At 70.4% G+C, this 25,359-nt stretch carries 24 protein-coding genes and 3 pseudogenes; 16 read left to right on the top strand and 11 right to left on the bottom strand.

What is annotated here, in order from left to right; translation table 11 throughout:
• The first annotated feature begins 4 nt into the window (after positions 1–4).
• Positions 5–835, top strand: coding sequence for a transglycosylase SLT domain-containing protein (locus tag ACFRMN_RS27455; RefSeq protein WP_383023976.1), 831 nt, complete (start codon positions 5–7; stop codon positions 833–835).
• 101 nt (positions 836–936) lie between these two features.
• Here the strand turns inward: ACFRMN_RS27455 and ACFRMN_RS27450 are convergent, their stop codons facing one another.
• Both ACFRMN_RS27450 and ACFRMN_RS27445 read right to left on the bottom strand, forming a co-directional pair.
• Positions 937–2,364, bottom strand: coding sequence for an amino acid permease (locus ACFRMN_RS27450; protein WP_383023974.1), 1,428 nt, complete (start codon positions 2,362–2,364; stop codon positions 937–939).
• Between the two features lie 113 nt (positions 2,365–2,477).
• Positions 2,478–3,278 (bottom strand): SAM-dependent methyltransferase, encoded by an 801-nt coding sequence (locus ACFRMN_RS27445; protein ID WP_383023971.1) that lies wholly within the window; start codon positions 3,276–3,278, stop codon positions 2,478–2,480.
• 228 nt (positions 3,279–3,506) lie between these two features.
• On the opposite strand from ACFRMN_RS27445, the gene ACFRMN_RS27440 reads away from it, so the two are divergent.
• Positions 3,507–4,097, top strand: a complete 591-nt coding sequence (locus ACFRMN_RS27440) for a hypothetical protein (RefSeq protein ID WP_383023968.1) — start codon at positions 3,507–3,509, stop codon at positions 4,095–4,097.
• A gap of 245 nt (positions 4,098–4,342) precedes the next feature.
• Here ACFRMN_RS27440 and ACFRMN_RS27435 read toward each other — a convergent pair whose 3' ends face one another.
• Complete coding sequence (locus ACFRMN_RS27435) at positions 4,343–5,059, bottom strand: ScbR family autoregulator-binding transcription factor (RefSeq protein WP_383023966.1); 717 nt, start codon at positions 5,057–5,059, stop codon at positions 4,343–4,345.
• 128 nt (positions 5,060–5,187) lie between these two features.
• Between ACFRMN_RS27435 and ACFRMN_RS27430 the strand changes: the two genes are divergently transcribed.
• The 4 genes from ACFRMN_RS27430 to ACFRMN_RS27415 all read left to right on the top strand — a co-directional run bounded on the left by ACFRMN_RS27430 (position 5,188) and on the right by ACFRMN_RS27415 (position 8,948).
• Positions 5,188–6,108 carry a ScbA/BarX family gamma-butyrolactone biosynthesis protein gene (locus tag ACFRMN_RS27430; RefSeq protein ID WP_383023963.1) on the top strand — a complete coding sequence of 307 codons (921 nt, stop codon included), beginning with the start codon at positions 5,188–5,190 and terminating at the stop codon, positions 6,106–6,108.
• A 226-nt stretch (positions 6,109–6,334) separates the two neighbouring features.
• Positions 6,335–7,027, top strand: coding sequence for an HAD family hydrolase (locus ACFRMN_RS27425; RefSeq protein WP_383023961.1), 693 nt, complete (start codon positions 6,335–6,337; stop codon positions 7,025–7,027).
• A 223-nt stretch (positions 7,028–7,250) separates the two neighbouring features.
• Positions 7,251–7,676 carry a hypothetical protein gene (locus tag ACFRMN_RS27420; RefSeq protein ID WP_383023958.1) on the top strand — a complete coding sequence of 142 codons (426 nt, stop codon included), beginning with the start codon at positions 7,251–7,253 and terminating at the stop codon, positions 7,674–7,676.
• Between the two features lie 135 nt (positions 7,677–7,811).
• Complete coding sequence (locus tag ACFRMN_RS27415) at positions 7,812–8,948, top strand: DUF5954 family protein (RefSeq protein ID WP_383023955.1); 1,137 nt, start codon at positions 7,812–7,814, stop codon at positions 8,946–8,948.
• Positions 8,949–8,986: 38 nt separating this feature from the next.
• Here the strand turns inward: ACFRMN_RS27415 and ACFRMN_RS27410 are convergent, their stop codons facing one another.
• The 7 genes from ACFRMN_RS27410 to ACFRMN_RS27380 form a co-directional block, all read right to left on the bottom strand.
• Positions 8,987–9,832: an endo alpha-1,4 polygalactosaminidase gene (locus ACFRMN_RS27410; protein ID WP_383023953.1), complete on the bottom strand. Its 846-nt coding sequence runs from the start codon at positions 9,830–9,832 to the stop codon at positions 8,987–8,989.
• A gap of 135 nt (positions 9,833–9,967) precedes the next feature.
• Positions 9,968–10,681 carry a ferritin-like domain-containing protein gene (locus tag ACFRMN_RS27405; RefSeq protein WP_383023951.1) on the bottom strand — a complete coding sequence of 238 codons (714 nt, stop codon included), beginning with the start codon at positions 10,679–10,681 and terminating at the stop codon, positions 9,968–9,970.
• Positions 10,678–11,289, bottom strand: coding sequence for a ferritin-like domain-containing protein (locus ACFRMN_RS27400; protein WP_383023949.1), 612 nt, complete (start codon positions 11,287–11,289; stop codon positions 10,678–10,680). The genes ACFRMN_RS27405 and ACFRMN_RS27400 overlap by 4 nt, the downstream gene beginning before the upstream one ends.
• 262 nt (positions 11,290–11,551) lie before the next feature.
• A complete protein-coding gene (locus ACFRMN_RS27395; protein WP_383023947.1) occupies positions 11,552–12,493 on the bottom strand; it encodes a carbohydrate ABC transporter permease in 942 nt (313 codons plus the stop codon).
• Positions 12,490–13,653: a carbohydrate ABC transporter permease gene (locus ACFRMN_RS27390; protein WP_383023945.1), complete on the bottom strand. Its 1,164-nt coding sequence runs from the start codon at positions 13,651–13,653 to the stop codon at positions 12,490–12,492. The genes ACFRMN_RS27395 and ACFRMN_RS27390 overlap by 4 nt, the downstream gene beginning before the upstream one ends.
• A 5-nt stretch (positions 13,654–13,658) precedes the next feature.
• Complete coding sequence (locus ACFRMN_RS27385) at positions 13,659–14,906, bottom strand: extracellular solute-binding protein (RefSeq protein WP_383023943.1); 1,248 nt, start codon at positions 14,904–14,906, stop codon at positions 13,659–13,661.
• A gap of 105 nt (positions 14,907–15,011) precedes the next feature.
• A complete protein-coding gene (locus tag ACFRMN_RS27380) occupies positions 15,012–16,061 on the bottom strand; it encodes a LacI family DNA-binding transcriptional regulator (RefSeq protein ID WP_383023941.1) in 1,050 nt (349 codons plus the stop codon).
• Between the two features lie 155 nt (positions 16,062–16,216).
• On the opposite strand from ACFRMN_RS27380, the gene ACFRMN_RS27375 reads away from it, so the two are divergent.
• The 8 genes and pseudogenes from ACFRMN_RS27375 to ACFRMN_RS27340 all read left to right on the top strand — a co-directional run.
• Positions 16,217–18,310 carry a glycogen debranching N-terminal domain-containing protein gene (locus ACFRMN_RS27375; RefSeq protein ID WP_383023939.1) on the top strand — a complete coding sequence of 698 codons (2,094 nt, stop codon included), beginning with the start codon at positions 16,217–16,219 and terminating at the stop codon, positions 18,308–18,310.
• 218 nt (positions 18,311–18,528) lie between these two features.
• The gene (locus ACFRMN_RS27370) at positions 18,529–18,933 is read left to right on the top strand and encodes a cell division protein SepF (protein ID WP_383023937.1); all 405 of its coding nucleotides are present in this window, start codon (positions 18,529–18,531) and stop codon (positions 18,931–18,933) included.
• A 55-nt stretch (positions 18,934–18,988) separates the two neighbouring features.
• Positions 18,989–20,134 carry an ATP-binding protein gene (locus ACFRMN_RS27365; protein WP_383023935.1) on the top strand — a complete coding sequence of 382 codons (1,146 nt, stop codon included), beginning with the start codon at positions 18,989–18,991 and terminating at the stop codon, positions 20,132–20,134.
• Positions 20,131–20,481 carry a nucleotide pyrophosphohydrolase gene (locus ACFRMN_RS27360; RefSeq protein ID WP_383023933.1) on the top strand — a complete coding sequence of 117 codons (351 nt, stop codon included), beginning with the start codon at positions 20,131–20,133 and terminating at the stop codon, positions 20,479–20,481. The genes ACFRMN_RS27365 and ACFRMN_RS27360 overlap by 4 nt, the downstream gene beginning before the upstream one ends.
• Before the next feature lie 144 nt (positions 20,482–20,625).
• Positions 20,626–21,126 (top strand): annotated as a pseudogene (locus tag ACFRMN_RS27355) (DUF6099 family protein); the annotation flags it as partial.
• A gap of 112 nt (positions 21,127–21,238) precedes the next feature.
• Positions 21,239–22,162, top strand: a complete 924-nt coding sequence (locus ACFRMN_RS27350) for an LLM class F420-dependent oxidoreductase (protein ID WP_383023931.1) — start codon at positions 21,239–21,241, stop codon at positions 22,160–22,162.
• 82 nt (positions 22,163–22,244) lie between these two features.
• Entirely contained in the window at positions 22,245–23,147 is a 903-nt protein-coding gene (gene mmuM, locus ACFRMN_RS27345; protein ID WP_383023929.1) for a homocysteine S-methyltransferase, read from the top strand.
• A 97-nt stretch (positions 23,148–23,244) separates the two neighbouring features.
• Positions 23,245–23,391: pseudogene (locus ACFRMN_RS27340) on the top strand (hypothetical protein); the annotation flags it as partial.
• 151 nt (positions 23,392–23,542) lie between these two features.
• Here ACFRMN_RS27340 and ACFRMN_RS27335 read toward each other — a convergent pair.
• Positions 23,543–24,160 (bottom strand): hypothetical protein, encoded by a 618-nt coding sequence (locus ACFRMN_RS27335; protein WP_383023927.1) that lies wholly within the window; start codon positions 24,158–24,160, stop codon positions 23,543–23,545.
• A 179-nt stretch (positions 24,161–24,339) separates the two neighbouring features.
• Between ACFRMN_RS27335 and ACFRMN_RS27330 the strand changes: the two genes are divergently transcribed.
• Positions 24,340–24,495, top strand: a complete 156-nt coding sequence (locus ACFRMN_RS27330; protein ID WP_383023925.1) for a hypothetical protein — start codon at positions 24,340–24,342, stop codon at positions 24,493–24,495.
• Between the two features lie 180 nt (positions 24,496–24,675).
• A pseudogene (locus ACFRMN_RS27325) lies at positions 24,676–25,191 on the top strand (AAA family ATPase); the annotation flags it as partial.
• Between the last annotated feature and the right edge of the window lie 168 nt (positions 25,192–25,359).

The following is a 25,359-nucleotide window of genomic DNA, read 5'->3' as shown; positions in this document are numbered from 1 at the left end:
CGTCATGGCCTCAAAGGCTAAGCACCGTCGTCCCAAGAACAGCCCCGTCGCCAGAGGTCTCGTCACCGCGGGCACGGGCGGTGCCGTACTCGCCTTCCCCCTGCTGGCCGCCACCACCGCGGAAGCGGCCCCGTCGGCGCACACCGCCGCCACCGCAAAGGTGACCCTGACCCCGGCCGCCACCGTCCAGACGGAAACCCCGGCGACCTACTCCGTGGTCTGGGGGGACTCGCTGTCCAAGATCGCGGACGAGTACTCGCTGAGCGGCGGCTGGCAGCAGCTCTACGAGGACAACCGCGACGTCATCGGCGGCGACCCGTGCTTTATCCTCCCCGGTCTCACACTGACGCTCGGTACGGGGTCCGACTCGCAGACCCCGGCAGACTCGACCGCCGACTCCAGCGCGGACTCGACCGGCGACTCCACCGCCGACGAGCAGGCCACGTCGGCGCCTGACGAGAGCGCCACGGCCGATACGGGCGCCGACGCCACCGCGGCGGCCACGACGACGTACGCCGACAACCTGGACGGCTGGATCCAGGAGTCGCTGGACGTCATGGCGGCGCACGGCATCCCCGGCTCGTACGACGGCATCTACCGCAACATCATGCGCGAGTCCTCGGGCAACCCGTGGGCCATCAACAACTGGGACTCCAACGCCGCCGCCGGTACCCCGTCCAAGGGGCTCCTGCAGGTCATCGACCCCACGTTCCAGGCCTACCACGTGCCCGGTACGTCGACGGACAGCTACGACCCGGTCGCCAACATCACCGCCGCGTCCAACTACGCGGCCGACCGGTACGGCTCGATCGACAACGTGAACGGCCCCTACTGACAGGCCCGCACACCGCTCGCGGCGGGCCGGACCAGCCCTCAGGGCCGGTCCGGCCCGCCGCGTTCCGCGTGCGCGCGTTCCCGCGTTCCCGCGTCCCGGGCTCAGGCGCGCCGCGCGCGCAGCTCCCGTACCCCCGCCGCCGCCAGGACGAGCGCCGTCGCGCCCAGGGACCACAGCAGCTGTGGGCGTGCCGCGTCATTCGTCAGCATCAGGCCGAACACGACCGCCATCGCGGCGAGCGTGGCCCAGGTCAGCCCCGGGAAGAGCCACATCCGCAGCACCAGCCGCTCCGGCGCCTCCCGTTCGATACGGGGTCGCAGCCGCAGCTGCGACACGGCGATCAGGGCCCATACGAAGAGGAGCACCGCGCCGACCGCGTTGAGCATGTACAGGAAGACCGAGTCGGGCCACTTGAGATTGAGCAGCACCGAGACGAAGCCGAACGCCACGGACGCGAGGACCGCACGCCGGGGCACACCGCCGCCACTCACCTTCAGCAGGGACCTCGGCGCCTCGCCCCGCTCGGCCAGCGAGAAGACCATCCGGGACGATCCGTAGAGGTTGGCGTTGAGCGCCGACAGCAGGGCCACGAACACCACGATGTTCATGATCTGCCCGGCGGACGGGACACCGATCGCGTCGAGGACGGTGACATAGGGGCTCAGCTCCGCCTGCTGCGCCGTCCAGGGCAGTACCGTCACGATGACCAGCATCGATCCGACATAGAAGAACAGGATCCGGAACACCGCGCTGCGCACCGCCCGGGACACCGAGCGCACCGGGTCGTCGGACTCGGCCGCCGCGATCGTGACGACCTCCAGGCCGCCGAAGGCGAAGACGACGGCGAGCACACCGGAGATGACGCCCTGCCAGCCGCCCGGCAGGAAGCCGTCCTGTCCAGCGAGGTGGGTGAAGCCGACCGGGTCGGTGTCGGGCAGCAGACCGAAGACGGCAAGCAGCCCGAGGGCCAGGAACGCGACGATCGCGAACACCTTCAGGGCCGCGAACCAGAACTCGAACTCGCCGAAGTTCTTCACGGCGGCGAGGTTCGCGCCGGTGAAGAACACCATGAAGAGCAGCACCCACGCCCACTGCGGCACAGAAGGGAGCCAGCCGTTCGCGATCCGCGCCGCGCCCGTCGCCTCCACCGCGAGGACGACGACCAGCAGGAACCAGTACAGCCAGCCCGCGCTGAACCCCGCCCACCGGCCGAGCGCCCGCTCGGCGTGCACGGAGAACGAACCCGACGCCGGCATCGCGGCCGACATCTCGCCCAGCATCCGCATCACGCACATCGCGAGCGCGCCCGCGATCAGATACGAGACGACGATCCCGGGCCCGGCCATCGCGATCCCGGCCCCCGAGCCGACGAAGAGCCCGGCGCCGATGACCCCGCCCAGGCCGAGCATGGTCAGATGGTGCTGCTTCAGCCCACCGGCGAGCGGTATGTGAGCCGTAGCCGTGTCAGCGTCCGCCCCCGTATCCGTAGCTGTCCTGGGTGAGGCGTCGGGCGAGGTCCGGTCGTGCATGAGCGGTCAGGCTGCCTTCGGGGCTTGTGGGGGGATCTGCGGTATCCCGCAGTCTCCCCGGACCACACCCTCCCAGGCAAAACGAGCCGATCTCGACCGAAGCGACGGGCAGGTCAGCGCACGCGGCCGACCGCGGCGTAGATACCGCTGTCGAAGTCGCCGCTCTCCTCCTCCGTCGGCGCGGCCGTGTCCTTGTACCAGTGCGGAGCCGTGACCAGTCCCGGCTCGGCGAGGTCCATGCCCTCGAAGAACCGCGCCACCCCCTCGCGGGTACGGAAGCCCAGCGTGATGCCACCCCGCTTGTACTGCGCGACCACCTGTTCCACCAGGTCGGGGTAGAGATCCGACGAGGCGTGCGAGAGCACCAGATAGCTGCCGGTGGGAAGGGCTTCCACCAGGGTGCTGACGATGTCGTAGGGCTTCTCGTCCTCCGGGACGAAGTGCATGAGGGCGATGAGGGAGAGCGCGATCGGGCGGCTGAAATCCAGGAAGCCCTGGGCATGGTCCAGGATCGCCCGTGGCTCGCGGACATCCGCCTGGATGTAGTCGGTGGCGCCTTCCGGCGTACTGATCAGCAGAGCCTCGGCGTGCCGCAGGACGATGGGGTCGTTGTCGGTGTAGACGACCCGGGCCTTCGGGTTGATCCGCTGGACGATCTGGTGCAGGTTCGGCTGGGTCGGGATGCCGGTGCCGATATCGAGGAACTGGTCGATCCCGCTGAGCGCCAGCCAGGCGGTCGCCCGGCGCATGAAGGCACGGTTCTGCCGCGCGGCGGCCCTCGCCTCGGCCGGCAGCTTCGCCCCCACCGCCTGGTCGACGGCGTAGTTGTCCTTACCGCCGAGGAGATAGTCGTAGACACGTGCGGGATGAGGCTTGCTCGTGTCGATCCGGGGCGTGGGCATCTCGGCCGTCATGGAACGCTCCCAAGGAGTGGAGGCGGGGAAAAAACCTGGTGGAGGAGAACGCGTCGCCGACGTTCCCGTTTCGGGTGATCCGGGTGGGGCGAGCGGTAACAGCGTAGGCGATGGGGGGAGTTGCTGTTCGAATGAGGCGTGTCTGTGCGAGTGGCCGGATGTCACGCGCCGACGGCCGGACGCGAGCCGGGCTGGGCTCGCACAGGATTCTCGTCCATACTTCCGGACGTGGAGCAGCGCATAGACTCGAATATCTGGCCCGAGCGTGCCGTGGGGAAAGACCCGGCGTACGTTCCCGGCCTCATGGTCCCCCGCCCTGTCGGCACGGCGGGGACGGATCCGGAGCAGGCGGAGACCGAGGAGCGCGCGCCCGAAGGCGGCGCCCCCTCGGACGCCCTCCCGGAGGACGTTCCCGATGAGCCCGCCCTCGACGCGGACAGCACCACCACCGACAGGGCCGAACCGGCGGAGGACGCCCCCTCCGAGGAGGATGTCTCCGCCGGCGAGGACGCCCCCACGGACGGCGCTTCCGCCGAGGAGGGCCCCGTCTTCGAGGCCACCGACCGCCGTGGCGCGATCACCGCGGACAGCAAGGGCGTCCGGTTCCGGCTGGACGACCAGGAGGCCGACTTCTGGTGGGACGAGATCGGCGCGGTCGAGATCAAGACCCCTCGCTTCGGGCGCCGGTTCACGGTCACGGTGCATGTGTCGGAGCGCCGCTGGTTCGACGCCGAGGTCGAGGCCGACACCAGGAACCGGCTCAAGGAGTGGACGGAAGAGCTCGACGCCGTCCTGGACGCCTACTTCGAGGAATCCTGAGCGGCCGATCCGGTCCCGGCCGATCCGCCGGCCGGGACGGCCGGGACCACGAGGTCCCGGCCGACGGCGTACGGCGGAGGGCCCCGCGTCGAGCCTGATCGCGTCCGACCGGTTCGCGTCCGACCGGGCGCGATTCGGACGCGGGACGCCTCGTCATGTCCCCCGCCCGCCGCCGCGAAGTCCCAACTCGATGGGGACGGCCACTGTTTGAGGGCGTATCGGCCGCGCGACGACGGGCCACGCGGTCAGCCGCTCTTCGCGAGCACCCGGTCCCCGAGTCGCGCCCGGCGCCCGTCCCTCGCTCCCTCCCGGCACTCCCGCTCCTGCTCCCGCTCACGCACCCGCGCGAGCAGCAGCGCCGGGTCGGGATCCGTCTGAAGCGCGGTCAGGAGCAGCAGCCACAGATCCGACAGCCCCTCCTCGATCTGCTGCCTCCCCTCCAGGGCGTCGGAGACCGTATGCAGCCCGAAAAAGGCGCAGACGAGTCCGTGCGCGGCCACTTGGGGGCACACGCCCTCGGCGAGTGCCCCCTCGGCGCGGGCCTCTTCGAGCAGCGCGGTGACCGTCTCCAGCCAGCCGACGAAGGGCCGGGGCAATGTGACGTCGATGGCCGCGCGTTCCGCCCACAGCCGGGATCCGGCGCGGATGACGACATCGTCGCGGAAAGCTCTGGCCACATCGAAACTCAGGGCGACCAGTCTTTCGAGCGCCGGGCGGTCGGCCGCCTTGTAACGGCCGATCAGCTCGGGCCAGGTCGCGAAATGCTCCTCCACAATGGCCAGGGCCAGATTCTCCTTGCTGGCGTAGTGGAAGTAGATGGCCCCGCTGGTACGCCCGGACCGCGTGCTGATATCGCTGATACTGGTGCCGGCATAGCCACGCTCATCGAACAAATGTGCCGCGGCCTCCAGGAGAAACCTGCGCGTCGCTTTCGCCCGAACCTGCTCCGCCCGAACCTGCACGTGTACCTCGGATTCCCGTTCCGTGAAATGACAGCACGCAATGTAGCGGCTTTTCGCGCGGGGCGTGACGGCGTGCGGCGGGGGCGGGCTGGGGTGCGCGTACCGGAGAATTGCGATGTTCTTATCGCATGAATACATCGATTGGTGACATCGCCGCGGAGGTCCGGCCGCTGTCCTGGTCGCGCACTGTCGCCCGGGAGATGGTGCATCGTGCCTCCGTGGCGGAGGTACTGCTCACCGACGTTCGGCAGACCGAAAGCGGCCAATTCGAAGCCGCCGCCTCCTGGCCCCGCTCCCATCCGACTTTTCCACGCGACGGCGCCGATCTGCACAGCCCCTTGATGATCGTCGAGACACTGCGTCAGCTCGGGATCTACATTCCGCTGCGGTATTTCGGCGTCTCACCCGTCGCGAGCCTGATCATCACCGATCTCTTCTTCGATCTCGACCCCTCCTCGGAGCCGCGCGCGGTCTCCGGCGCCACCGGCGTCACCTGCCGGGTACGGGTGACGGAGGTGCGCCGCGCGCCGGACGGTTCCGTGACCGGGCTGCGCCTCCAGGTCTCCTATCTGGCCGACGGGGCGCTGTTCGCGCTGGCCGGCGGTGGTGCGCGCTTCCTCGAACGCGAGCAGTACGACGCCGTACGGGCGGGTCGCGCGGGGTCCGCCGCTCCGGCCGTCGCGCGTGCGGACGGCCGGTCCCGCCCCGATGCCCGGCGGTTGGGGGTGACCGGCGCGCACGATGTCGTGATCGGTTCCGAGGGCGCCGGCCTGCTGGTGGATCCCGTCGATATGAGACATCCCTTCTTCTTCGACCACGCGACGGATCATGTCCCGGGCATGATCGTGCTGGAGGCCGCCCGGCAGGCGGCGGCCTTCGAAAGTGGCGGAAGGCTGCTGCGGCCTACCGCCGGTCGGCTGAAAACGGCGCGCTTCATCGAATACAGCCCGCCCGCCCGCGTTCTGTGCGTGCCGCACCACGCGACCTGCGTCTTCCGCTTTCTCCAGGACGGCGAACAGAAGGCCTTTGGTGTCCTCCGCTACCAATAAACAGATTTAGACACTAAATGCAATCGCTTGACTGCCGAGAGTAGTTCTCTCTAGCGTAGCGATCGTTATGTTCCTGGCGGTCGCCGGAACTGGCCTTCTCCTGTGGCCGCGCCCGCCAGGGATCGCACCCGTCCGACAACGGGTGACCAACACGCCCGCGGTGATTCGCACCGTTGCGGCGGCCAGCGCTGCCGCTTTTAGGGCACTCCTGAACGGAAGCACGCGGATGACAGCTCAACGCATCCTTTCCTGGACTCCCTCAGCCATCGTCTTCGACTGCGACGGCACTCTCATGGACACCGAATGCCACTGGCAGGACGCGCGCATTCTGGCTTTGCGCGAGCACGGATTCACCCCAGCTCCGGGCTTCGCGGAGCGGGCCAAAGGGCTCCACTACAGCGAATGCGGGCGCCTGATGGCGGACGAGTCGGGGCGCCCGGACCTCGGCGAGGAGATGACCGACCGGCTGCTCGCGCACTTCCGCGCCCTGGTCGCCGACAACCCCATGACCATGCCCGGCGCGCGCGAACTCGTGGAAACAGCCGCGCAGTTCGCGCCGCTCGCCGTCGCCAGCAACTGCCCGCGGGAGGTCGTCGAGTCCTGCCTCGACACCGCGGGCCTGCTCGACCTCTTCGGGCACGTCGTGGTGCCCGAGTACGAGATGCGGCCCAAGCCGCATCCGGACGTCTATCTCACCGCGGCCAGGCTCTGCGGCGCCGACCCGGCCGACACCCTGGCGATCGAGGACTCCCACTGCGGCATCCAGGCCGCGGACCAGGCCGGAATGCGCATCATGGGCGTGGGCCCCTGGCCCGACGCGCGGACCGTAGCGCTGGTGGACCTCTGGGTACGCTCGCTGGACGAGCCGGAAGTCTCCGGCTGGGCCACCGGGCGCGTACCGCCGCAGTACTCACGCTGACCGCCGGCCCCGTCGGTCGCCACGCCAAGGGCTGTCCGGCGGGGCGGGATCGAGCGCTTCCCGGCTCCTCCCTCGCTCTCCTCCTCTCTTCTCTCCTCCTCCTTGTCTCCTCCCTCTCCTTCGGACCTCTCCTTCGGAAGTCGCCCTCCCCGGAAATCGGCCTACCATGAGTGCCAGAGGACATATCCGTCCAGAAGCTGCCGCACAGGGAGATGGCCATCGGATGGATGAGGATCGTGCCGGCCGTCTCGTGTCGTCGCTGCGGGCCCGCGGGGTGATGGCCCATCTGGCGCACTTGGGGGTCTACCAGTGCGGGGTGCAGATCGTGCTCGCCGAGGGCGGTGAGGCGATCTGGGACATCGACGGGGTGCTGGGGCTGCGGGCCGAGGTGGTGGAGGACGGCGTCCTCGTGGGATTCGTCCCGCATGTCCGGGACTCCGAGACCTTCACCGAGGAGCAGCTTGTGGCGACGATCGCCGCCACTCGGTACGACAAGGAGGGCCTGCGCCCTCCGGTGGACACGGGCACCGGACCGGACGGCGCCGACGGCGCGCGACCGGGCGAGAGCCGCTTCTCCGGCCCCGCGCTGCCGAGGCGGGCCGCTCGCCGCAGACTCCGACTCCCCTGGCGCCTTCGCCGGCCGAGATGACTCGTACGCCGGTTCGGCCCCACATCCGCCCGGATGGGCGTACGTATGTGCGGGTACGGCACCGTGTCACGCGGTCGGTGGTTCTTTCCATGGAATCGCCCCTCGCGCCCCGGCTGTGTGGGCATGCTCGGGGGCATGGCTGAGCTTGGTGAGAACGTGCCCGCGTACCGCACGATCAGGGTGTCAGGACCGGCGGGACCGGTCGAGGCGGTGGCCGATGTGGAGGCATGGCGGGCGCGGGAGCGCTATCCGGACATCCTCTCGGCGGGCGGCCCGCTCTTCGGAGTGGTGCGCGAACGCGAGGCGGGCGGCTGGGAGCTGATCTCCTCGTTCACGGGGCTGGCCCCGCAGGACGGGCGAGACAGCATGGGCTCCCGGTTCCGCAGACGGGCCGAGGAGTGCGAGCGGGCCGGTGACCGGGCCGGGTACGAGGAGTGCGTGCGCGCCGCCGAGCGAATGGAGTGGGAGACCCTTGACGAGCTGACCGTGCTCGGCGTCCGCCACCGGGTCGCGCGGGCGGAGTGCTACGTACGCTCGGGACCCGACGGACCTGAGCCCCCGCGCCCGGGCGACCCGGACCCCATGGCGTCCGGCGAGTCGCACAAGGCCCCGGATCCCACGGCCGGGTTCGTCTTCGATCCCGTCATCGCCACCGGAATGTCCCAGGGCATTCTCAAGGTCGAACTGCTCTCCCTCGTACGCAAGTCGGGCACCGTACCCGACGAGATCCGCGACGATTCCCGGATCGCGGCGCGAACGCACCCGGGAGGTGTCCTCCTTCCGGCGACCTTCATGACGGCGGAGAAGGAGTCCGGGCGCTGGCGGCCCGACTCCACCGGGACGTGCACCACACCGCAGGGCGCGCGGGACACCCTCGCCGTCGCGCTGCGCGTCATGATCCCGTGGCAGCTCGGCCTCGAACAGGAACGGCGCGCACCGTACTTGGCCGCCGCTGACCGGCTCGACGCGGAGCGCCGCAATGAAGTGGAGGTGGAGGGACGGCGGTTCAGGGTGGTACGGATCGAACGCCTGGTCCGTATCGGGCCGGACGGCCCCGAGGGCCCACGCCCCTCCGACCCGGACCCGCAGCCTCCCGTGATGGTGCAGCACCAGCGCGCCGTCGCGGAGGGGCTGATCTCCGAGGACGACGACGGGGACGCCCCCATCGAACTCGACGAGAACACACGGCGGCTGGCGGCGCTCGTCAGCGAGGAGGAGGCGCGCCGCAAGGAGCTGCTGGCCCGGCGGCGGGAGCGGGGCCGTGACGCCTGAGCGGGGGCGCCGGCGCGAGAATCCGCCCAACGCACCTTTCAGCAGCGCGCGTTGACATGGCCGGGCTCTCCGGCCGGTACGACGTCCCGGTCCCGCAGGACGACCGAGAGCCGGTCGCCCCACTCCCGGCACGCGACGGTGAAGTCCGCCCGCCGGTACTCGATCACCAGCACCTTGTCGTCATAGGCGTCCGCGTACGCGTCGCACTCCTCGTATCGCGCGCACTCCTCGGCCACGGCGAAATCGAAGCCGGTCTCGTCCCGTACCCCGGTCATCTCCGCCGCGTTCTTCTGGCCGATCGCCAGCCCCGCCCGGTGGGCGCGCTCGGCCAGCCGCCCCGCGAAGGCGGCTGCCTCCTCGCGGTCGAGCAGGCCGTCCGAGCGCAGATACGAGTCCAGGTTGTCCGCCTCGACGGCGTCGAATCCCCGGTCGGCGCAGCCGTCGATCCAGCCGCCGACGATGCCGGCCAGCCGGTCGCGACGGTCCTCGGAGGAGATGTCCAGCAGCGGTTCCTCCCAGTCCTCGTCGATGACGGCCGCGCCGTCCGCGTCGCGCAGCAGCAGGTCGGGGTGGTTCTTCCGCCACCACGCCACGGCGTCCGGCTGCGCCTGGTACGCGTTGACGTAGCAGATGTTGTAGATGCCCGGGTCCGGGTCCGGGGCCGCCGTACGGTCCCTGATGACCGTCCGCACCCCCGCGGGCGGGTCGTACGCACCGCCGAGCTGGTAGTCGAAGGGGGCGTTCGCCCGGGGCAGGCGCGCCGTGTGACCGGTGGCGGCTGAGCTCTCGGCCCCCTTGGGGGCGCCGGAGGCGCCGGAGTCGTCGGCCGTGTCGGCGGCGGCGCACCCGGAGAGGGCCAGCGCCAGCGCGAGCAGAGGGGCCACCGATACACGGGCGGCGGGGGCGAACGGCAAGGCGGCGTCTCGATTCCGGAGCGGTGTGAAGGAGCCCCCAGTCTCGCACCGGGGCCGGGGCCGGGGCCGGGGTGTGCCCGGCCCCGGTGCACGCCCCCTCCCGGCTCACACCGTCAGCAGACTTGGCCTGGCCGCCCGGTCGACGGGCAGGAACGCGTCCGGCACCGGGTACTGGCCCAGCAGGAAGCGCAGGATCGAGGCGTGCATCGCCTCGACGGGCGCGATCGTGGCCGCGGTCTCCATCTCCGAGGTGCCCCCCACGCCGTAGGTGGCCATCAGATAGGTCTGCGCGGCCTGTTCCTCCAGCTGCAACGCGAGCGTGGCGGCGTCGGCCGCGCTGGTGGCCCTGGCCAGCGTGGTGGTGATCTCCTTCTGGTCGGAGAGCGGCACACCCGTGAGGGCGGGCTTGCCGGCGCGGGTCAGTACGGTGTTCCACACCTTGGCGTGGTCGGTGTGCTGGGCCATCGCCCGGGTGAGGAAACTCGTCAGCGCGCGCGGTACGGTCCCGAGCCTGCCCGCCCTGGCGGCGGCCAGGGCCGACGTATAGACGCCCACGACCTGGTTCTCCAGCGCGACCGCCAGCGCGACCGTCCGCAGATCGCCGGGGTAGGCGACCCGGTGCGCGATCACGCTGGCCTGGTCGACGGGCGACCGCGAGGACAGGTCGTTCTCACCGGAGCAGGCCGGCAGGAGGAAGGCGGCCCCCGCGCCTCCCGCCCCCAGCAGGAACCTCCGGCGGGCGGGGCCGCGCGCCTCGGTCTCCTCGGCCGGACCGGCGAGGGGCGGCTCGCAGCCACCCCGTTCGGGTGCGGAACTCACTGCACGGCCCCTTCGGAGATCGGCGAGGCCTTGGCGGTCGGATAGAAGGCGTCGGGGAATCCGGTCCATCCGACGGCGGCGGGCAGTACGGCGGCGTCCGTCGGGATCGCCATCAGATCGCTGTCGCCCGCGCCGAGCAGCGCCTGAAAGGTCAGCAGTGTGGCGCGGTGCTGCGCCTCGACCGGGGCGACGGAGGCGAAGAGCCGGCGCAGTCGCGCGGTACCGGCCACGCCCACGTCCTTGGTGTACGTCTGCGCGGCCACGTCCTCCAGCGAGAGCGCGAGCGTGATCACGTCCTCCGGGGTCTTGGCGGCCGGCAGCGCCTTCTCGGCCACGGCCGCGTACTTCGGGTCGGTCCCGGTCTGCGGCGAGCCGCCCGCCTGGACGGCCGCCGTGTTGAACGCCTTGGCGTGCTCCTCGTGGTGCCGGGTCGTCGTGGCGATGAACTCCTGGATCGTCGCGTTGCCGTCCTTGATGAACGGCAGCTCGGCGGCGGTCCGGTAGACGCTCACCGCGAGGTTTTCCAGTGACGCCGCCGTCTGCAACGCCATGATGTCGTCCCGCGTCGTGGGTTCCAGCAGCCGGGTGTCGATGTGCTCCGAGCTCATCACGCCCCCTCTTTCGTCGGCGCCCGCACCACCGCGGGTGCTCTCTGTCACCGACACATTCGCGACGCGGGCGCCACCGAAGGGTGGGACATCCAGGATGATTCGGGCTGTTTCACCTCTATGGCGGAGTACACGACTGCCCCGTCGCCGTAACCGGCGACGGGGCAGTGCGGGAGCCGGACTCCGGCCGTACTTGTGCCAGGGCGTGTCTTCACAGTCCCGCCCGGCTCGCGGGCGGCCGGAGCTACTTCGAAGCCACGCCCTACTCCTTGACCGCGCCCGAGTTGGCGCCGTTGACGAAGTAGCGCTGGAAGCAGAAGAACAGCGCGGCCACCGGCAGGGTGGAGAGCAGCGCCGCCGCCAGCTTCAGCGGATACTGTGTGCCGCCGCCGAGACCGCCCGAGATGAAGCGGGCCAGACCCGTGGTGAGCGTCTCGTACTGGCCGGACTGGGTGGCGACCAGGAAGTGCGTGAACTCGTTCCACGACCCCTGGAACGACAGGATCGTCAGTGTGATCAGCGCGGGCCTGGCCATCGGCAGGACGACGGACCAGAAGATCCGGAACACCCCCGCCCCGTCGACCCGCGCGGCCTCCTCGACCTCGCGCGGCACGGACTCGAAGAACTGCTTCATGATGAAGATGCCCGCCGCGTCCACCAGCAGCGGCAGGATCATGCCGGTGTACGTGTCGAAGATCCCGAAGGTGTTGAGCACCAGGAACTTCGGGATGAGCAGGGCCACCCCGGGCACCGCCATCACGGCGAGCACGAAGCCGAACAGCAGCGAGCGGCCCCGGAAGCGCAGCCGCGCCAGCGCGTACCCGGCCATCGAGTTGAACAGCACCCGGCCCGCGGTCACGATCACCGCGACCAGCGTCGAGTTGGAGAGCCAGCGCAGGAAGGGCACACCGTCCGCCGACTCGCTCAGCCCGAACAGCCGCTGGTAGGCCGCCGTCGTGGGAGTGGTCGGCAGCAGGGAGAGCGGATTCGCGGCCGCGTCCGGGTCCGTCTTGAAGCCGGTCACCAACTGGATGAGGAACGGCAGCAGATAGAGCAGCGCCATCCCCACCACCAGGGCGTACCCCACCACCCGCAGCGGGACCGGGAACCGTCCCAGGACCGGCGGACGGGCGGGGTCGCGCGTGGCGCGCCGGAGCCGGGCCCGCTCGATCCGGTCGCGTATGGCCGTACCACCGGCGCTCATCGCTTCCTCCCCTTACGTGTGCCACGCTCCCGCAGGACCCAGCGCTGGAACCCGGTCAGACAGAGGATCAGGGTGAGCAGGACGAACGCGATCGCCGCTCCCTGGCCGAAGTCCGCGTTGTCGAAGCCCGAGGAGTACGACAGGAACGCGGGCGTGAGCGTCGTATTGCCCGGGGCGCCCTGGCCCATCACATACACCTGGTCGAAGACCTGCCAGGTGGCGATCAGTCCCAGCGTGAGCACCAGGAACAGCACGGGACGCAGCGCGGGCAGCGTCACGTACCGCAGCAGCTGACGGCGGTTGACCCCTTCCAGGGCGGCAGACTCCTCCAGCTCCCTGGGGATGTCCTGGAGCGCCGCGAGGAAGATCAGCATGAATGTGCCGGAGGTCGTCCACACGGACAGCAGGATGATCGTGCACATCGCGATCGAGGGGCCGGACAGCCACTCGAACCACGAGAGCCCCATGAAGGAGTGGTCCGCCAGCATCCCGGCGGGCCGTTCGGGATCGACGATCCCGAGGCCGCCCAGGATCAGGGAGAGCACTCCGCGGGGGTCCGAGAACCAGTTCGGTCCCTTCACCCCGAACCACGACAGCAGGGAGTTGACGGCCCCGCTGCCCTGGAAGAGGAAGAGGAAGATCGTGGAGACGGCGATGGAGCTGGTGACCGACGGGAAGAAGAAGGTCGTACGCAGCGCACTGCGCGCCCGCAGCAGCTTCTGGTTGACGATCAGCGCCAGGCCCAGCGCCAGCCCCGTCTGGAGGGGCACGGTCAGCAGGACGTAGTAGGCGTTGTTGCGCAGGGCGGTCGCGAAGAGGGTGCGGTCGAGACCGTCCTGCGTGAACAGCGTCCGGTAGTTGTCCAGGCCCACGAAGTCGGCTTCGCCGCTGAACGGGTTCGACTGTCCGTCCCAGTTCAGCAGGCTGACCCACAGCGCCATGAGGATGGGCAGTACCAGGAAGAGTCCGAGGACCAGCACCATGGGGCTGACGAACAGCCAGCCCCAGATGCCTTCCCGGCGCTGGTCCCCGCGACGGCCCGCGCGCGGGGCGCTGGCACGGGCCGTCGCGGTCGTACCGGTCACACCGGGCGTGTCAGGTTCGCCCGGTGTGCCGGTCGATCGGTGCGCGCGGTCCGCGCGCACAGTACGGAGGGGCATGGGGCTCAGTTGCCCTTCGCGATCGCCTGTTCGCCGTTGCGCTGGAGGTCGGCGAGGATCTTCTTCGGGTCCGCCGTACGCAGAGACTGGAGGTCGGTGTTGAACTGGCTGGCCACCTTGTCGAAGCCGGCGATCGTGACCGGGCCCTGCGCGTACGCGCTGCCGTCCACCCACGCCTTGGCGTGCGGCGTCTTCTCGGCGTACGTCTTGAGCGCGCTCGTCCGCGACGGCATCACACCGAACGCGTCGGCGAAGGCGAGCTGCTGGTCGGCGGAGGCCAGGTGCTTGACGAGGTCGACGCTCGCGGCCTGGTGGGTGCTGTCGGCGGCGACGCCCCAGCAGGTGCTGAAGGCGAGCGTGCCCTCGCCCTTCGGACCCGCCGGCAGCGGGGCGATGGAGTACTTCACGTCCGGGTAGTCGAGCTTCATGCCGCCGTCGAGCCAGTTGCCCTCGATGGTCATCGCGGCCTTGCCCTTGCCGAGCGCCTCACCGCCCCAGCTGGTGTCCACCTGCTTGGCGAACTTCATCGAGCCGGACTTCAGCATCGACTGGACGAAGGCGAGACCCTCGGCGTTCTCCGGGGTGTCGGCGGTCATCTTGCTCTGGTCCGCGTCGGTGAGCCAGCCGCCCGCCTGCTTCATGAAGACGCCGAGGCGCTGGTACTCGTCGCTGGTCACCAGGCCGGTGACACCATTGGTGGTGAGCTTCTTGGCGACGCTCTGGAGCTCCTGCCAGCTCTTCGGGTAGTCCTTCTCCGTCAGCCCGGCCTTCTTCCACAGGTCGGAGTTGATGGCGAGCCCGAGGGTGGAGGTGTCCTTGGGCAGGCAGACCTGCTTCCCGCCGTACGAGAAGGACGAGAGCAGCTGCTCGGAGAAGTCCGAGGCGTCGGGTATCTGGTCGCCGTACGCGTAGAGCGATCCGCCCTTGGCGTAGTTCGCGAACTGGTCGGAGTTGACATAGAAGACGTCCGGCGGCTTGTGGCCGGCGAAGGCCTGCGCCAGCTGCTGGTTCATGTCCTTGGCGACCTCGACGGTCACCGTGTTGCCGGACGTCTTCGCGTACGAGGCTGCGGCCGCCTTCACCGCCTGGGTCTCGGCGTCACCCGAGGTGGCGATCAGGACGGTCAGGTTCTGCTTCTCGGCCTTGTCCTGCGTCTGCTCCTTGCCACTGTCGAAGTTGGACGAGCAGCCGGTGGCGGCCAGGAGCGCCGCGCAGGTGACGAGTGCGGCGGCGGCCGCCGTGCGGGTGACCATGAATTCCTCCAGAAGAGATGAAACGTGCGGCTCAGTAGCCCAGGAAGGGCGCCTGGAATCGGTGGCCCGGGAGCGTTCTTCGCTCCTGGGCGCTGGGGGGCGCGGTCAGCTTCCCGGGGCGGGTGTGCTGTCGCGGATGACAAGGGACGGTTCGAGCAGGACACGCCCGGGCGGGGCACCGGGCTCCGACATCCGGGCGAGCAGGAGACGTACGCACTCGCGGCCGACGGCCTCCAGCGGCTGGGCGACGGTGGACAGACCGGGGGAGAGCAGGGCCGCGGTGGGGGAGTCGTCGAAGCCGATGACGGCGACGTCCTTGCCCGGCGCGGCATTCCGCTCGCGCAGCGCCTGGTAGCAGCCCATCGCGAGCATGTCGCTGGCGGCGATCACGGCCGTCGCCCCCGCCTTGAGCAGCGGTGCCACGGCGGCCCGCGCCGAGGAGGTGTCGTCGACGCTCTGCGCGCGTCGGCCGCGTACCGGCAGACCGTGCCGGCGCATGGCGCGCTGCCAGCCCTCGGCCCGGTCGTCGCCGACACCGGAGCCACGCGGCCAGCCGAGGAACGCGATTCTGCGATGCCCGAGGGCCACCAGATGCTCGACCGCGGCGTCGGTGCCCGAGGCGCCGTCGACATCCGCCCAGTCGCCTATCTGCCGGCCCGACCACATCCGGCCGAAGCCCACGAACGGTATGCCGCGCTTGGCCAGCCAGGCCTGGCGCGGGTCACCGCGGTCGGTGCCGCTGAGCACGAACCCGTCGACGCTGTGCAGATCGAGCAGCTCCTCGTGCCCGTCCAGACTGGCGTTGCCGGGCGGCGAGGCGAACAGCAGGATCCGGTAGCCGGCCTCGTCGGCCGCCTGGGACAGCGCGTGCAGGAAGCGGTCCATGACCGGTGCCGACATACCGGGCGCACTCGGACGTATGCCGTAGCCGATCAGTTTGCTGGAGCGGGTACGCAGCGTCTGCGCCGCCCGGTGTGGGCGGTACCCCATCTCGTCGATGGTGCGCTGGACCCGCTCCAGCGTCTCAGAGCGCAACAGTTCGGGCGAATTCAGGGCATTTGACACCGTCTGCGGAGAGACCCCGGCGCGCCGCGCGACCATGGCCAGGGTCACTGAACCGGCCTTGGGCGAAGGCGCGTTGGCGGGGCGGGGCATAGCTGTCTCCGGGACGGTTTGTGCGAATCGACGAGTTTTTTGGAGCGTTCAAATGCCATTGTCAACGAGCTGAAGTCGTCGTTAGGGTTCTTGGAACGCTCCAATGACTGAGAGGTTCTGCTCTGTTGTCCACTACTGTCAAGACCCACGACACTATGAACTCCGTCGCAGCCGCGGTCCCCTCGGCCGAGGGCCTTCAGCCGTTCCTGCACGACGCCTGTGTGACGCTGTACGCGCCGAGCTTCGTGATCTCCCACGCGGACGGACAGATCGGCGGCGGCGCCGAAGGCTTCTACCACGGTGACAGCAGAGCGCTGGCCCAGCTGACGGTCGAGGCCGACGGGATCCCGATCGCGCCGGTACGCGGAGCCTTGGACGGTGCGGACCGGGCGGCCTTCCGCGGAGTGCTGCGCGGCCTCGGCGAGGAGACCGCGGACCCGGCGGTCACCCTGCACCGAAGGCGGCGCGTCACCCCCGGCCGGCTGGAGGAAACCCTCGAAGTCTCCAACGCGGGACGGCAGAACGTCCGCGCCCGGCTGATCATCACCGCCGCCACCGACCTCGCCGAGATGGAGCGCGTCAAGACCGGGCAGCCGCAGAGCCCGGTCCCCGCGACCGCCACCGCGGCCGGACTCGACTGGTCCAAGGAGACGTTCGCCGTACGCCTCACCTCCACCCCGGCGCCCACCGCCGTCGACCCGGCGTCCGGGCGGCTGGAGTACGACATCGAGCTGGCGCCCGGAGAGGTCTGGACCGCCGTACTGCACTGTGACGCCGCGCACGAGGACGGCGACCAGTTCCCCGCCCCGACGGCGGACAGCGTGCCCTGGCGCACCCCGGTGCTGCGCAGCGCCGACCGGCGCTTCGACCACTGGATCAGCCAGTCGGCCGCCGACCTCGACCGGCTGCGCCTGACCGACTCCGAGGAGCCCGCCGACCAGTTCCTGGCCGCCGGAGCCCCCTGGTTCCTCACGCTCTTCGGCCGCGACTCCCTGTGGGCGGCCCGGATGCTGCTGCCGCTGGGCACCGGACTCGCCGCCGGAACGCTGCGTACGCTGGCACGCCGCCAGGGCGTCAAGGTGGACCAGGACACCGAGGAGCAGCCCGGCAAGATCCTGCACGAAGTGCGCCGTGGGACCCAGGACTTCCACGACGGCTTCTCGCTGCCGCCGTCCTACTACGGCACGGTCGACGCCACCCCGCTCTGGGTCACGCTGCTGCACGACTCCTGGCGCTGGGGTCTCGCCCCCGACCAGGTCGAGCCGCTGCTGCCGCACGCCGAGGCCGCCCTCGCGTGGATGCGTGACCACGGCGACGCCGACGGCGACGGCTTCCTGAAGTACATCGACCACACCGGACGCGGTCTGGCCAACCAGGGCTGGAAGGACTCCGGCGACTCCATCCGGCACCGCGACGGACGCCTCGCCGCCTCTCCGATCGCGCTGTGCGAGGTCCAGGCGTACGCGTACGAGGCGGCCCGCGGCGGCGCCGCGCTGCTGCGCGCCTTCGGCCGGCCCGGCGCCGACGAGTGGGAGGAGTGGGCCGAGCGGCTTTCCGACCGGTTCCGCAGCCACTTCTGGGTGGAGGACGAGCGCGGCGCCTACCCGGCCGTCGCCCTCGACCGGGACAAGCGGCCGGTGGACTCGGTCACCTCGGGCTTCGGCCATCTGCTGGGCACGGGCCTGCTCAACCACGAGGAGAGCGCTCTGCTGGCCGCCCGGCTCAGCGCGCCCGACCTCGACTCGGGCCATGGGCTGCGCACCCTGAGCAGCGACTCCGTGGGCTACAACCCGTACGGCTACCACATCGGTGCCATCTGGCCGCACGACACCGCGATCGCGGTGCACGGGCTGACCAGGGCCGGGTTCCCGGACGCCGCGGCGGGGCTCGCGACGGGGCTGCTGACCGCCTCGACGGGCTTCGACGCCCGGCTGCCGGAGCTGTTCGCCGGCCATGGCTCGGCGACCGACTCGGTGCCCTCGCCCTATCCGGCGTCCTGCCGGCCGCAGGCGTGGGCGGCCGCCTCGTCCGTCCTGGTCCTCCAGTCCGCGCTGGGGCTCTCGGCCGACGTCCCCGGCGGCACCCTGACCGTCGCGCCCACGTTCGCCGAGGCGTACCGGCCGCTGAAGGTGGAGGGGTTCGATGTCGCGGGCGGGCGCCTGGACATCTCCGTGGCCGCCGACGGTACGGCGCACATCGAGGCGCCGGCCGGCCTGGAGGTGAAGAGGGAGTCCGTGACGCCCCGTTGAGGCCATGGGCGCGCGGTGTGAGGATGGGACCCCGGCGAGACGGACTCACCTGTCTCGGGGGCGGGGTCCCGTCTGTGGCTCCGGCGGCGCTTCGGCGGCGGTTTCCGGTCAGGGCGGGCGAAGCCGGTCCTCCGCCGGGCCGTGTCGCTCTTGGGCCGAACGGGTGAGGCGCGGGAGGATGGCCGGATGCAGACACAGTGCACGGGCGGGGTGGTCCGATGAGCCGCTACGGCAGGTACGACGGATACGACGCCACCGATGAGCAGTGGGAGGGCCTGGCCCAGGTCGTACCGCTGCGCGGCCGCAACGAGTGGCCCTCGCGGGTCGATCACCGCACCGTCCCCCAGGACTTCAAGGCGGAGAACCGGCGCTTCATCGTGCTGCGGGTGCAGGTGTTCGCGGACGCGCGGGAGGTCGCCGACCATCTGATCGCGCGGATTCCGGTGCTGCTGGATCTGACCGGCGCGGAGCCCGATGTGGCCAAACGCATCCTGGACTTCAGCAGCGGGGTCGTCTTCGGGCTCGGCAGCGGGATGCACCGGGTCGACAAGAACGTCTTCCTGCTGGCCCCGATCGGCACGGAGGTCGAGGGGATCGCGGCCGACGCCGTCCCCCGATCGTAGGAAGGTGGCCAAGGCGTAACGGTTCGGCAGCTTTTGGGCCGCGTACGGTCCGGCCATGGAAGCAACCCGCGCGCGTCCCACCATCACCGAACTGCGGCTCTCCGCCTTCACCTCGCACCGCGGAGCGGCTTTTCCCCTGAGCCCCATGACGCTGTTCACCGGAGCGAGCGGCAGCGGGAAGTCCACGGCACTGCGGGCCTACGAGGCGCTCGCCAGGCTCGGCGCGGGCGCGCCCCTCGCCGAGGTCTTCCCGGATCCGGTGGCCTGCGTTCCGGAACGGGCCGCGCCCGACGCCCAGGGGCGGCGCGGCTTCCGGATCGGCTGCACCGTCGACGGCCCGGTCGGTCCCGTACGACTCGATCTCGCCGTCCAGGCCGAGCCCGAACTCCGTATCGTCGGCGAACGGCTGACCGGCCGCGGGCAGACCCTGCTCACCACGGCGCTGCGCGACCCGGGGCGGCCCACGGTCCAGGCGGCCTGGCACACGGCCGGCGCCGTGCCGGTGACCCGGGCCCCGCTGCCCGACGACCGGCTGGGTACGGCGCTGCTCCCGCTGCGGGTGGGGGGCCGCACGGAGGGCGAGTCGCTGGTGCTCGCCGCCGCCGAGCAGACCGTGCTGGCCCTGCGGTCCGTCTTCGTCTGCGACCCGCAGCCCCAGCTCATGCGGTATCCGGTGGCCGCCGGACAGGGGCGGCTGCGCCGGGGCTGCGAGAATCTGGCGGCGGTGCTCGACCGGGCACTCGACCGCTCGCGCGACGGCTGCGCCCGCCGGCGGGCCCGGCTGGCCGCGGCGGCGCGGGCCGGCTGCGCGGGCCCGGTGACGGAACTCGCCGTCGAGCAGCTGGCCGACGGTACGGTACGGGCGCTGCTCGCCCGGGACGCCTCGGGCACCAGGGCGGCCACCCCCGTGGGCAGGCTCGGCGAGGGCGAGCTGAGATATCTGGCGCTCGCGCTCGTGCTGCTCACCGGTCCGGGCGTACTGGCCGTGGACCAGGTCCCCGAGGTGCCTCCGGCGCTGCGGTCGCTCACCGTCCTCGCGGACGGATTCGACCGGAGCCTGGACCGGCGGCAGGCGCGCGAACTGCTCTCGCTGGCGTCGGCGGTCTGTGCGGAGGGGCGGATCGCACTGGTCGGGGCGGTCGGCGACGCCTCCTGCGCGCGGGGGGCCGCCGGGGTGACGGTGGTAGACCTGGATCCGTGACAGAACTCGATGTGGCGGAAATGCAGCGCAGACTCGCCCAGTTCGCGGCGGCGCGCGACTGGGAGCGGTACCACACCCCCAAGAATCTGGCGGCGGCGCTGAGTGTCGAGGCGTCGGAACTGCTGGAGATCTTCCAGTGGTTGACGCCCGAGCAGTCGGCGCGGGTGATGGAGGACCCGGAGTCGGCCCACCGGGTCTCGGACGAGGTCGCGGATGTGCTCGCCTATCTGCTCCAGCTCTGCGAGGTGCTGGGGATCGACCCGCTCATGGCGCTCGCCGCGAAGATGGACCGGAATGAGGTCCGCTACCCGCCCAAGCGACCGGCGGATGGCCGCGATTCACCCTGATCGTCACTCTGCGGAGTGGGCAAGTTATGCACAACGAGCCTGCTGTCCAGAGATTTCCGCATTGCTCTGGCCTTTCCGTCGCCAATACCTCACTCTGGGTAGTGGAGTGCGTGGGCAGGATTGTCGTACGAACGGGGGCTGCGGATGGATGCGGAACGGCTCATCGGACTGAGCCGGCATGCCCTGGCCGGGAGCACGGACGAGTGGGATGTCATCGCGGAGGCCTGGCAGGCGCAGAGCCTCGCCCGGGCGATCGGCGTCCAGTTGGCTTTGAACGGACCGAAGGAGCTGAGGAGCGAGGCGCGGGAGCTGGCCGAGGGGGGCGGGCACGACTGCGGACTGCCGGACGGACTGTCCGACGGGTTGGCGGGGTTACCGGACCGTCCGGGGCCGCGCATCGGCCGGATACGGGCCGGACAGCTCTCCGGGGTGGCCGACATCCGGGCGGCGCTGACCGGGCTCGGCGCGCTGCTGGGCGAGGTCGGGATCGCGCTGGTGGCGGTGGCGTGTGCCACGGACGAGGAGGGGCTGTACTGGCAGTGCGTCGACGCGATCGACGCGGCCGACGAGTCCAACGACCGGGTGGGCGTGATGCTGCGCCGGCTCGTGGCGCGGGACCGCGAGCGGGAGCGGGAGTGGGCGCGTCAGCGCGAGGAGCGGCAGCTCGGGCTGGAGTGGCAGCGACAGAGGGAGCGGGAGAGCGGGATCGGCCGGGACGGCAGGGGGGAGCCCTGTCCGAAGGTGCAGGATGGAGGGCATGGATCTTCGAATCTTCACCGAGCCCCAGCAAGGGGCGAGCTACGAGACACTGCTGACCGTGGCCAAGGCCACCGAGGAGCTGGGCTTTGACGCCTTTTTCCGGTCCGACCACTATCTGAAGATGGGGTCCGCCGACGGGCTCCCCGGGCCGACGGACGCCTGGATCACGCTGGCCGGGCTGGCCAGGGAGACCAAGCGGATCCGCCTCGGCACGCTCATGACGGCCGGCACGTTCCGGCTGCCGGGTGTGCTGGCCATCCAGGTCGCCCAGGTGGACCAGATGTCCGGCGGCCGAATCGAACTGGGCCTGGGCGCGGGCTGGTTCGAGGAGGAGCACAAGGCGTACGGGATTCCGTTCCCCAAGGAGAAGTTCGCCCGGCTGGAGGAGCAGCTGGCGATCGTGACCGGCCTCTGGGCCACGGAGACCGGCCGGACCTTCTCCTACGACGGCACGTACTACCAGCTGACCGACTCACCCGCGCTGCCCAAGCCCGCCCAGAGCAAGGTGCCGATCCTGATCGGCGGCCACGGCGCGAAGCGCACCCCGCGGCTGACCGCGCGGTACGCGGACGAGTTCAATCTTCCGTTCGCCTCCATCGAGGACACCGAGGCACAGTTCGGCCGGGTGCGGGCGGCGGCCGAGGCGGTGGGGCGCCCGGCGGATGATCTTGTGTATTCGAACGCGCTGATCGTGTGTGTCGGCAAGGACGACGCGGAGGTGGCCCGCCGGGCCGCCTCCATCGGACGGGAGGTGGCGGAGCTGAAGGTGAACGGACTCGCCGGCTCGCCCGACGAGGTGGTCGACAAGATCGGCCGTTACGGCGCCGTCGGCTCGTCGCGGATCTATCTCCAGATGATGGATCTGGACGATCTCGACCATCTGGAGCTGATCTCCTCACAGGTCCAGTCCCAGCTGGGCTAGGACTGCTGTCGGCAAGTTCCGCGGACAGGCCCTGGCCGACCGGACAGGGCCTGGCCCCGCCGTACCACGTACTGGAGCGACTGTGAAACCCACCCGCACCCTCGCCGCCGCCCTCGCCGGCGGGACCGTCGTTCTCGACGGCGGTCTCTCCAACCAGCTCGCCGCGCAGGGCTGCGATCTGTCCGACGCCCTCTGGTCGGCGCGGCTTCTCGTCGACAGCCCCGGGCAGATCGAAGCGGCCCACGGGGCGTATGTGCGGGCGGGTGCGCGGGTGTTGACCACCTCCAGCTATCAGGCGACGTACGAGGGATTCGCGCGGCGCGGGGTGTCGCGCGACACGGCGAGCGCGCTGCTGGTCCGCAGTGTGGAGCTGGCGCGCCGGGCGGGCGCGGCGGAGCAGGACGAGGTGTGGGTGGCGGCCTCGGTCGGTCCGTACGGCGCGATGCTCGCCGACGGCAGTGAGTACCGGGGCCGGTACGGACTGTCGGTGCGGGAGCTGGAGCGGTTCCACCGGCCGAGGATCGAGACCCTTGCCTCGGCCGGTCCCGACGTGCTCGCGCTGGAGACCGTCCCGGACACCGACGAGGCGGAGGCGCTGCTGCGGGCCGCCGCCGGCTGCGGGGTGCCGGTCTGGCTCTCGTACTCCATCGAGGGCGGGCGCACCCGGGCCGGCCAGCCGCTCGCCGATGCCTTCGCCCTGGCGGCGGGCGACGACCAGGTGATCGCGGTGGGGATCAACTGCTGTGAGCCGGGGGACGCGGACCGCGCGGTCGAGCAGGCCGCCTCGGTGACAGGCAAGCCGGTCGTCGTCTATCCGAACAGCGGGGAGGGCTGGGACGCGGCGGCGCGGAGCTGGCGCGGGGACGCCACGTTCGATCCGTCCAGGGTGCGGTCCTGGCAGGCGGCGGGGGCGCGGCTCGTCGGGGGCTGCTGCCGGGTCGGGCCGGAGCGGATCGCGGAGCTGAGTGCGCTGACCGGGCGCTGAGCGGATCTCGACGGCGTGGTGCCGATGGCTTCGGCGGGCCCGGAGCCATCGGGAAAACCCCTGGTCGTGACCGATTCGGCGGGCAATACTCGGTCGGGTGTTCCTGACGATCAGTACGACCGGCACCCCGGAGCGTCCCGCGACCGACCTCGGATTCCTGCTGCACAAGCATCCCGACCGCGCGCAGACGTTCTCCACGTCGCATGGCACCGCCCATGTGCTCTACCCCGAGGCGTCCGCCGACAGTCTGAGGACCCGCAGACCACAGGTCCCCTCTCGGTCAGACCGGCGGGCCGGAGGGTTCCTGCACGTTCATCGCCACGGCGTGGTCCACCTCGGCATGCCCGACTTCAGACAGACAACTGGGCGACAAGGTTAGCGATCCTGCGGTCCCGTCACTCAACGATTTCTGCATCAACGACATCGTCGTCAGGGCCTTCGATGGCGGCAAGGGGCGGCGGCTGCCGCAGTTGGCCGAGCTTTTCGGCTACCAGGAATCTGAAGAGGTTCAGGGCTCCGTCATGCCGCTCACTGGTCTCACCGGGGGTGAGGGCTTCGAGCAGGAGCAGGGCAAACACCAGGTTGCTGTCCTCTGGGTGGCTGTTCAACTGCTGCTTGACCAGCGACATCAGGTCAAAAGGCGCGTCGCTCGCGGTGCCCGGAGGCAAAGGCAGGCTCAGGAGGGCGTCCTCTGTGACGTCAGCCAGTGCGGCCCTCTGCCACAGTGCGTCGAACTGGAGGAGCTGTTCTTCTGGCGTCGTGTTGCGTGCTCGGGTGCCGAGAATCTCGACCAGGGCATCGACTGTGTCCCGCCTGGGCAAGGCAGGGCTGGCTAAAGCAGCATGCAAAGTGCTGCGAGAGATCTTCTTCTTCGCCTCATCGCTGAGGGCTGCATACATCTCGCTCAGAGACGGGCGGCCAGCCCACAGGTGAAGCGTGTGAAGAGCATCGTTTAGGTCTCTCAACGGCCCACCTTCCAGCTGCGGCCTCTTGAATACCCCCGGCTTGCCCACCCGAACTCCCTGAGCGTCCAGAACCGTACAGAACCATTCAGCAGCATGTCATCCCGTCCGGATGCAGCGGGACTGCATCCGGAAACGTACTGAACCGACCGCAGATCGTCTGACCCGGCCGAGGCCAGATGCACCTTGGTGACCACGCCCAAACACCTGTCACTCGGGGAGTACTAGGCATGAACCAGATACTCGGCCTCGTCATCGAGGGCCTGCTTACGAACCTGCCGTCCGACATCGTTGGTGGTGTTGCCGTGGCCGTGGCCGGCCACGCATGGATGCGTTGGGGCCGGCGGCGGGCGTCCAGCAACGAGAAGATCCGTCGCCAAGACTGATGCGCACTTGGCCCTAACCGGTGGGATTGAAGGCGGTTCCCTTGCCGGTTGCCATCTCCTCAAGTCGTTGAAATAGGGGCCTGATCCGAGCTCAACCGGGACAGGCCCCGCGGCGTTCTGTCGCAGCTGCCACCAGCGAGGCGGCACCGCCAGGAGATTGAACAGAAGCACTTGACGGGGAACGCCACCAACGTCCGGCCCGAGAGCCGCGAGCGGCTGGTGCGGCTCGCCCGCGAGCACGATGTACTGCCCGTCGCGATAGTCCTGGACCTGCCCGAGGAAGTGTGCGCCGAGCGCAACGCCGGCCGCCCCGACCGGGCCGGGACGCCGCGCCATGTGATCAAGCGGCACCGCGGCGAACTGCGCCGCTCACTGCGCGGTCTGGAGCGCGAGGGCTTCCGCAAGGTGCATGTCCTGCGCGGCGAGCGGGAAGTGGAGAGCGCCGAGATCGTTCTCGAACGCCGCTACAACGACCTCACCCATCTCACCGGCCCCTTCGACATCATCGGGGACATCCACGGCTGCCGCTCCGAGCCGGAGACGCTGCTCGGCAGGCTCGGATACGAGAACGGTGCTCATCCCGAGGGCCGTGCGGCGGTTTTCGTCGGCGATCTCGTCGACCGCGGCCCCGACAGCCCAGGGGTGCTGCGCAGGGTGATGGGCATGGTCACAGCCGTTTCCCGGGGCATCATTCCGTTCCGGATCATGGTTCCCGCGTAGGAGCCCACGGACGGCCACGGGAGCGCACAGAGACGCCCCGCCGGGGCGAGTCTTGAGTTCTAGTGGTCCTCGCAACACCCCAGCTCAGGGGATGCGATGGACTTCGAGATCCGGGACCGGACGGTCAACCGGGGGCGTAAGAAG

Source organism: Streptomyces sp. NPDC056835, assembly GCF_042789485.1.
Taxonomy (GTDB): domain Bacteria; phylum Actinomycetota; class Actinomycetes; order Streptomycetales; family Streptomycetaceae; genus Streptomyces.
The sequence above is the reverse complement of the archived record's forward strand: the minus strand, read 5'-3'. Positions and strand labels throughout refer to the sequence as shown.

Bases quoted from the DNA above. Each gene is read 5' to 3' on its own strand.
- ACFRMN_RS27455 (WP_383023976.1), top strand. From the start codon at position 5: ATGGCCTCAAAGGCTAAGCACCGTCGTCCCAAGAACAGCCCCGTCGCC.
- ACFRMN_RS27450 (WP_383023974.1), bottom strand. From the start codon at position 2,364: ATGCACGACCGGACCTCGCCCGACGCCTCACCCAGGACAGCTACGGAT.
- ACFRMN_RS27445 (WP_383023971.1), bottom strand. From the start codon at position 3,278: ATGACGGCCGAGATGCCCACGCCCCGGATCGACACGAGCAAGCCTCAT.
- ACFRMN_RS27430 (WP_383023963.1), top strand. From the start codon at position 5,188: ATGAATACATCGATTGGTGACATCGCCGCGGAGGTCCGGCCGCTGTCC.
- ACFRMN_RS27425 (WP_383023961.1), top strand. From the start codon at position 6,335: ATGACAGCTCAACGCATCCTTTCCTGGACTCCCTCAGCCATCGTCTTC.
- ACFRMN_RS27420 (WP_383023958.1), top strand. From the start codon at position 7,251: ATGGATGAGGATCGTGCCGGCCGTCTCGTGTCGTCGCTGCGGGCCCGC.
- ACFRMN_RS27415 (WP_383023955.1), top strand. From the start codon at position 7,812: ATGGCTGAGCTTGGTGAGAACGTGCCCGCGTACCGCACGATCAGGGTG.
- ACFRMN_RS27400 (WP_383023949.1), bottom strand. From the start codon at position 11,289: ATGAGCTCGGAGCACATCGACACCCGGCTGCTGGAACCCACGACGCGG.
- ACFRMN_RS27395 (WP_383023947.1), bottom strand. From the start codon at position 12,493: ATGAGCGCCGGTGGTACGGCCATACGCGACCGGATCGAGCGGGCCCGG.
- ACFRMN_RS27390 (WP_383023945.1), bottom strand. From the start codon at position 13,653: ATGCCCCTCCGTACTGTGCGCGCGGACCGCGCGCACCGATCGACCGGC.
- ACFRMN_RS27385 (WP_383023943.1), bottom strand. From the start codon at position 14,906: ATGGTCACCCGCACGGCGGCCGCCGCCGCACTCGTCACCTGCGCGGCG.
- ACFRMN_RS27380 (WP_383023941.1), bottom strand. From the start codon at position 16,061: ATGCCCCGCCCCGCCAACGCGCCTTCGCCCAAGGCCGGTTCAGTGACC.
- ACFRMN_RS27375 (WP_383023939.1), top strand. From the start codon at position 16,217: ATGAACTCCGTCGCAGCCGCGGTCCCCTCGGCCGAGGGCCTTCAGCCG.
- ACFRMN_RS27370 (WP_383023937.1), top strand. From the start codon at position 18,529: ATGAGCCGCTACGGCAGGTACGACGGATACGACGCCACCGATGAGCAG.
- ACFRMN_RS27365 (WP_383023935.1), top strand. From the start codon at position 18,989: ATGGAAGCAACCCGCGCGCGTCCCACCATCACCGAACTGCGGCTCTCC.
- ACFRMN_RS27350 (WP_383023931.1), top strand. From the start codon at position 21,239: ATGGATCTTCGAATCTTCACCGAGCCCCAGCAAGGGGCGAGCTACGAG.
- ACFRMN_RS27330 (WP_383023925.1), top strand. From the start codon at position 24,340: ATGAACCAGATACTCGGCCTCGTCATCGAGGGCCTGCTTACGAACCTG.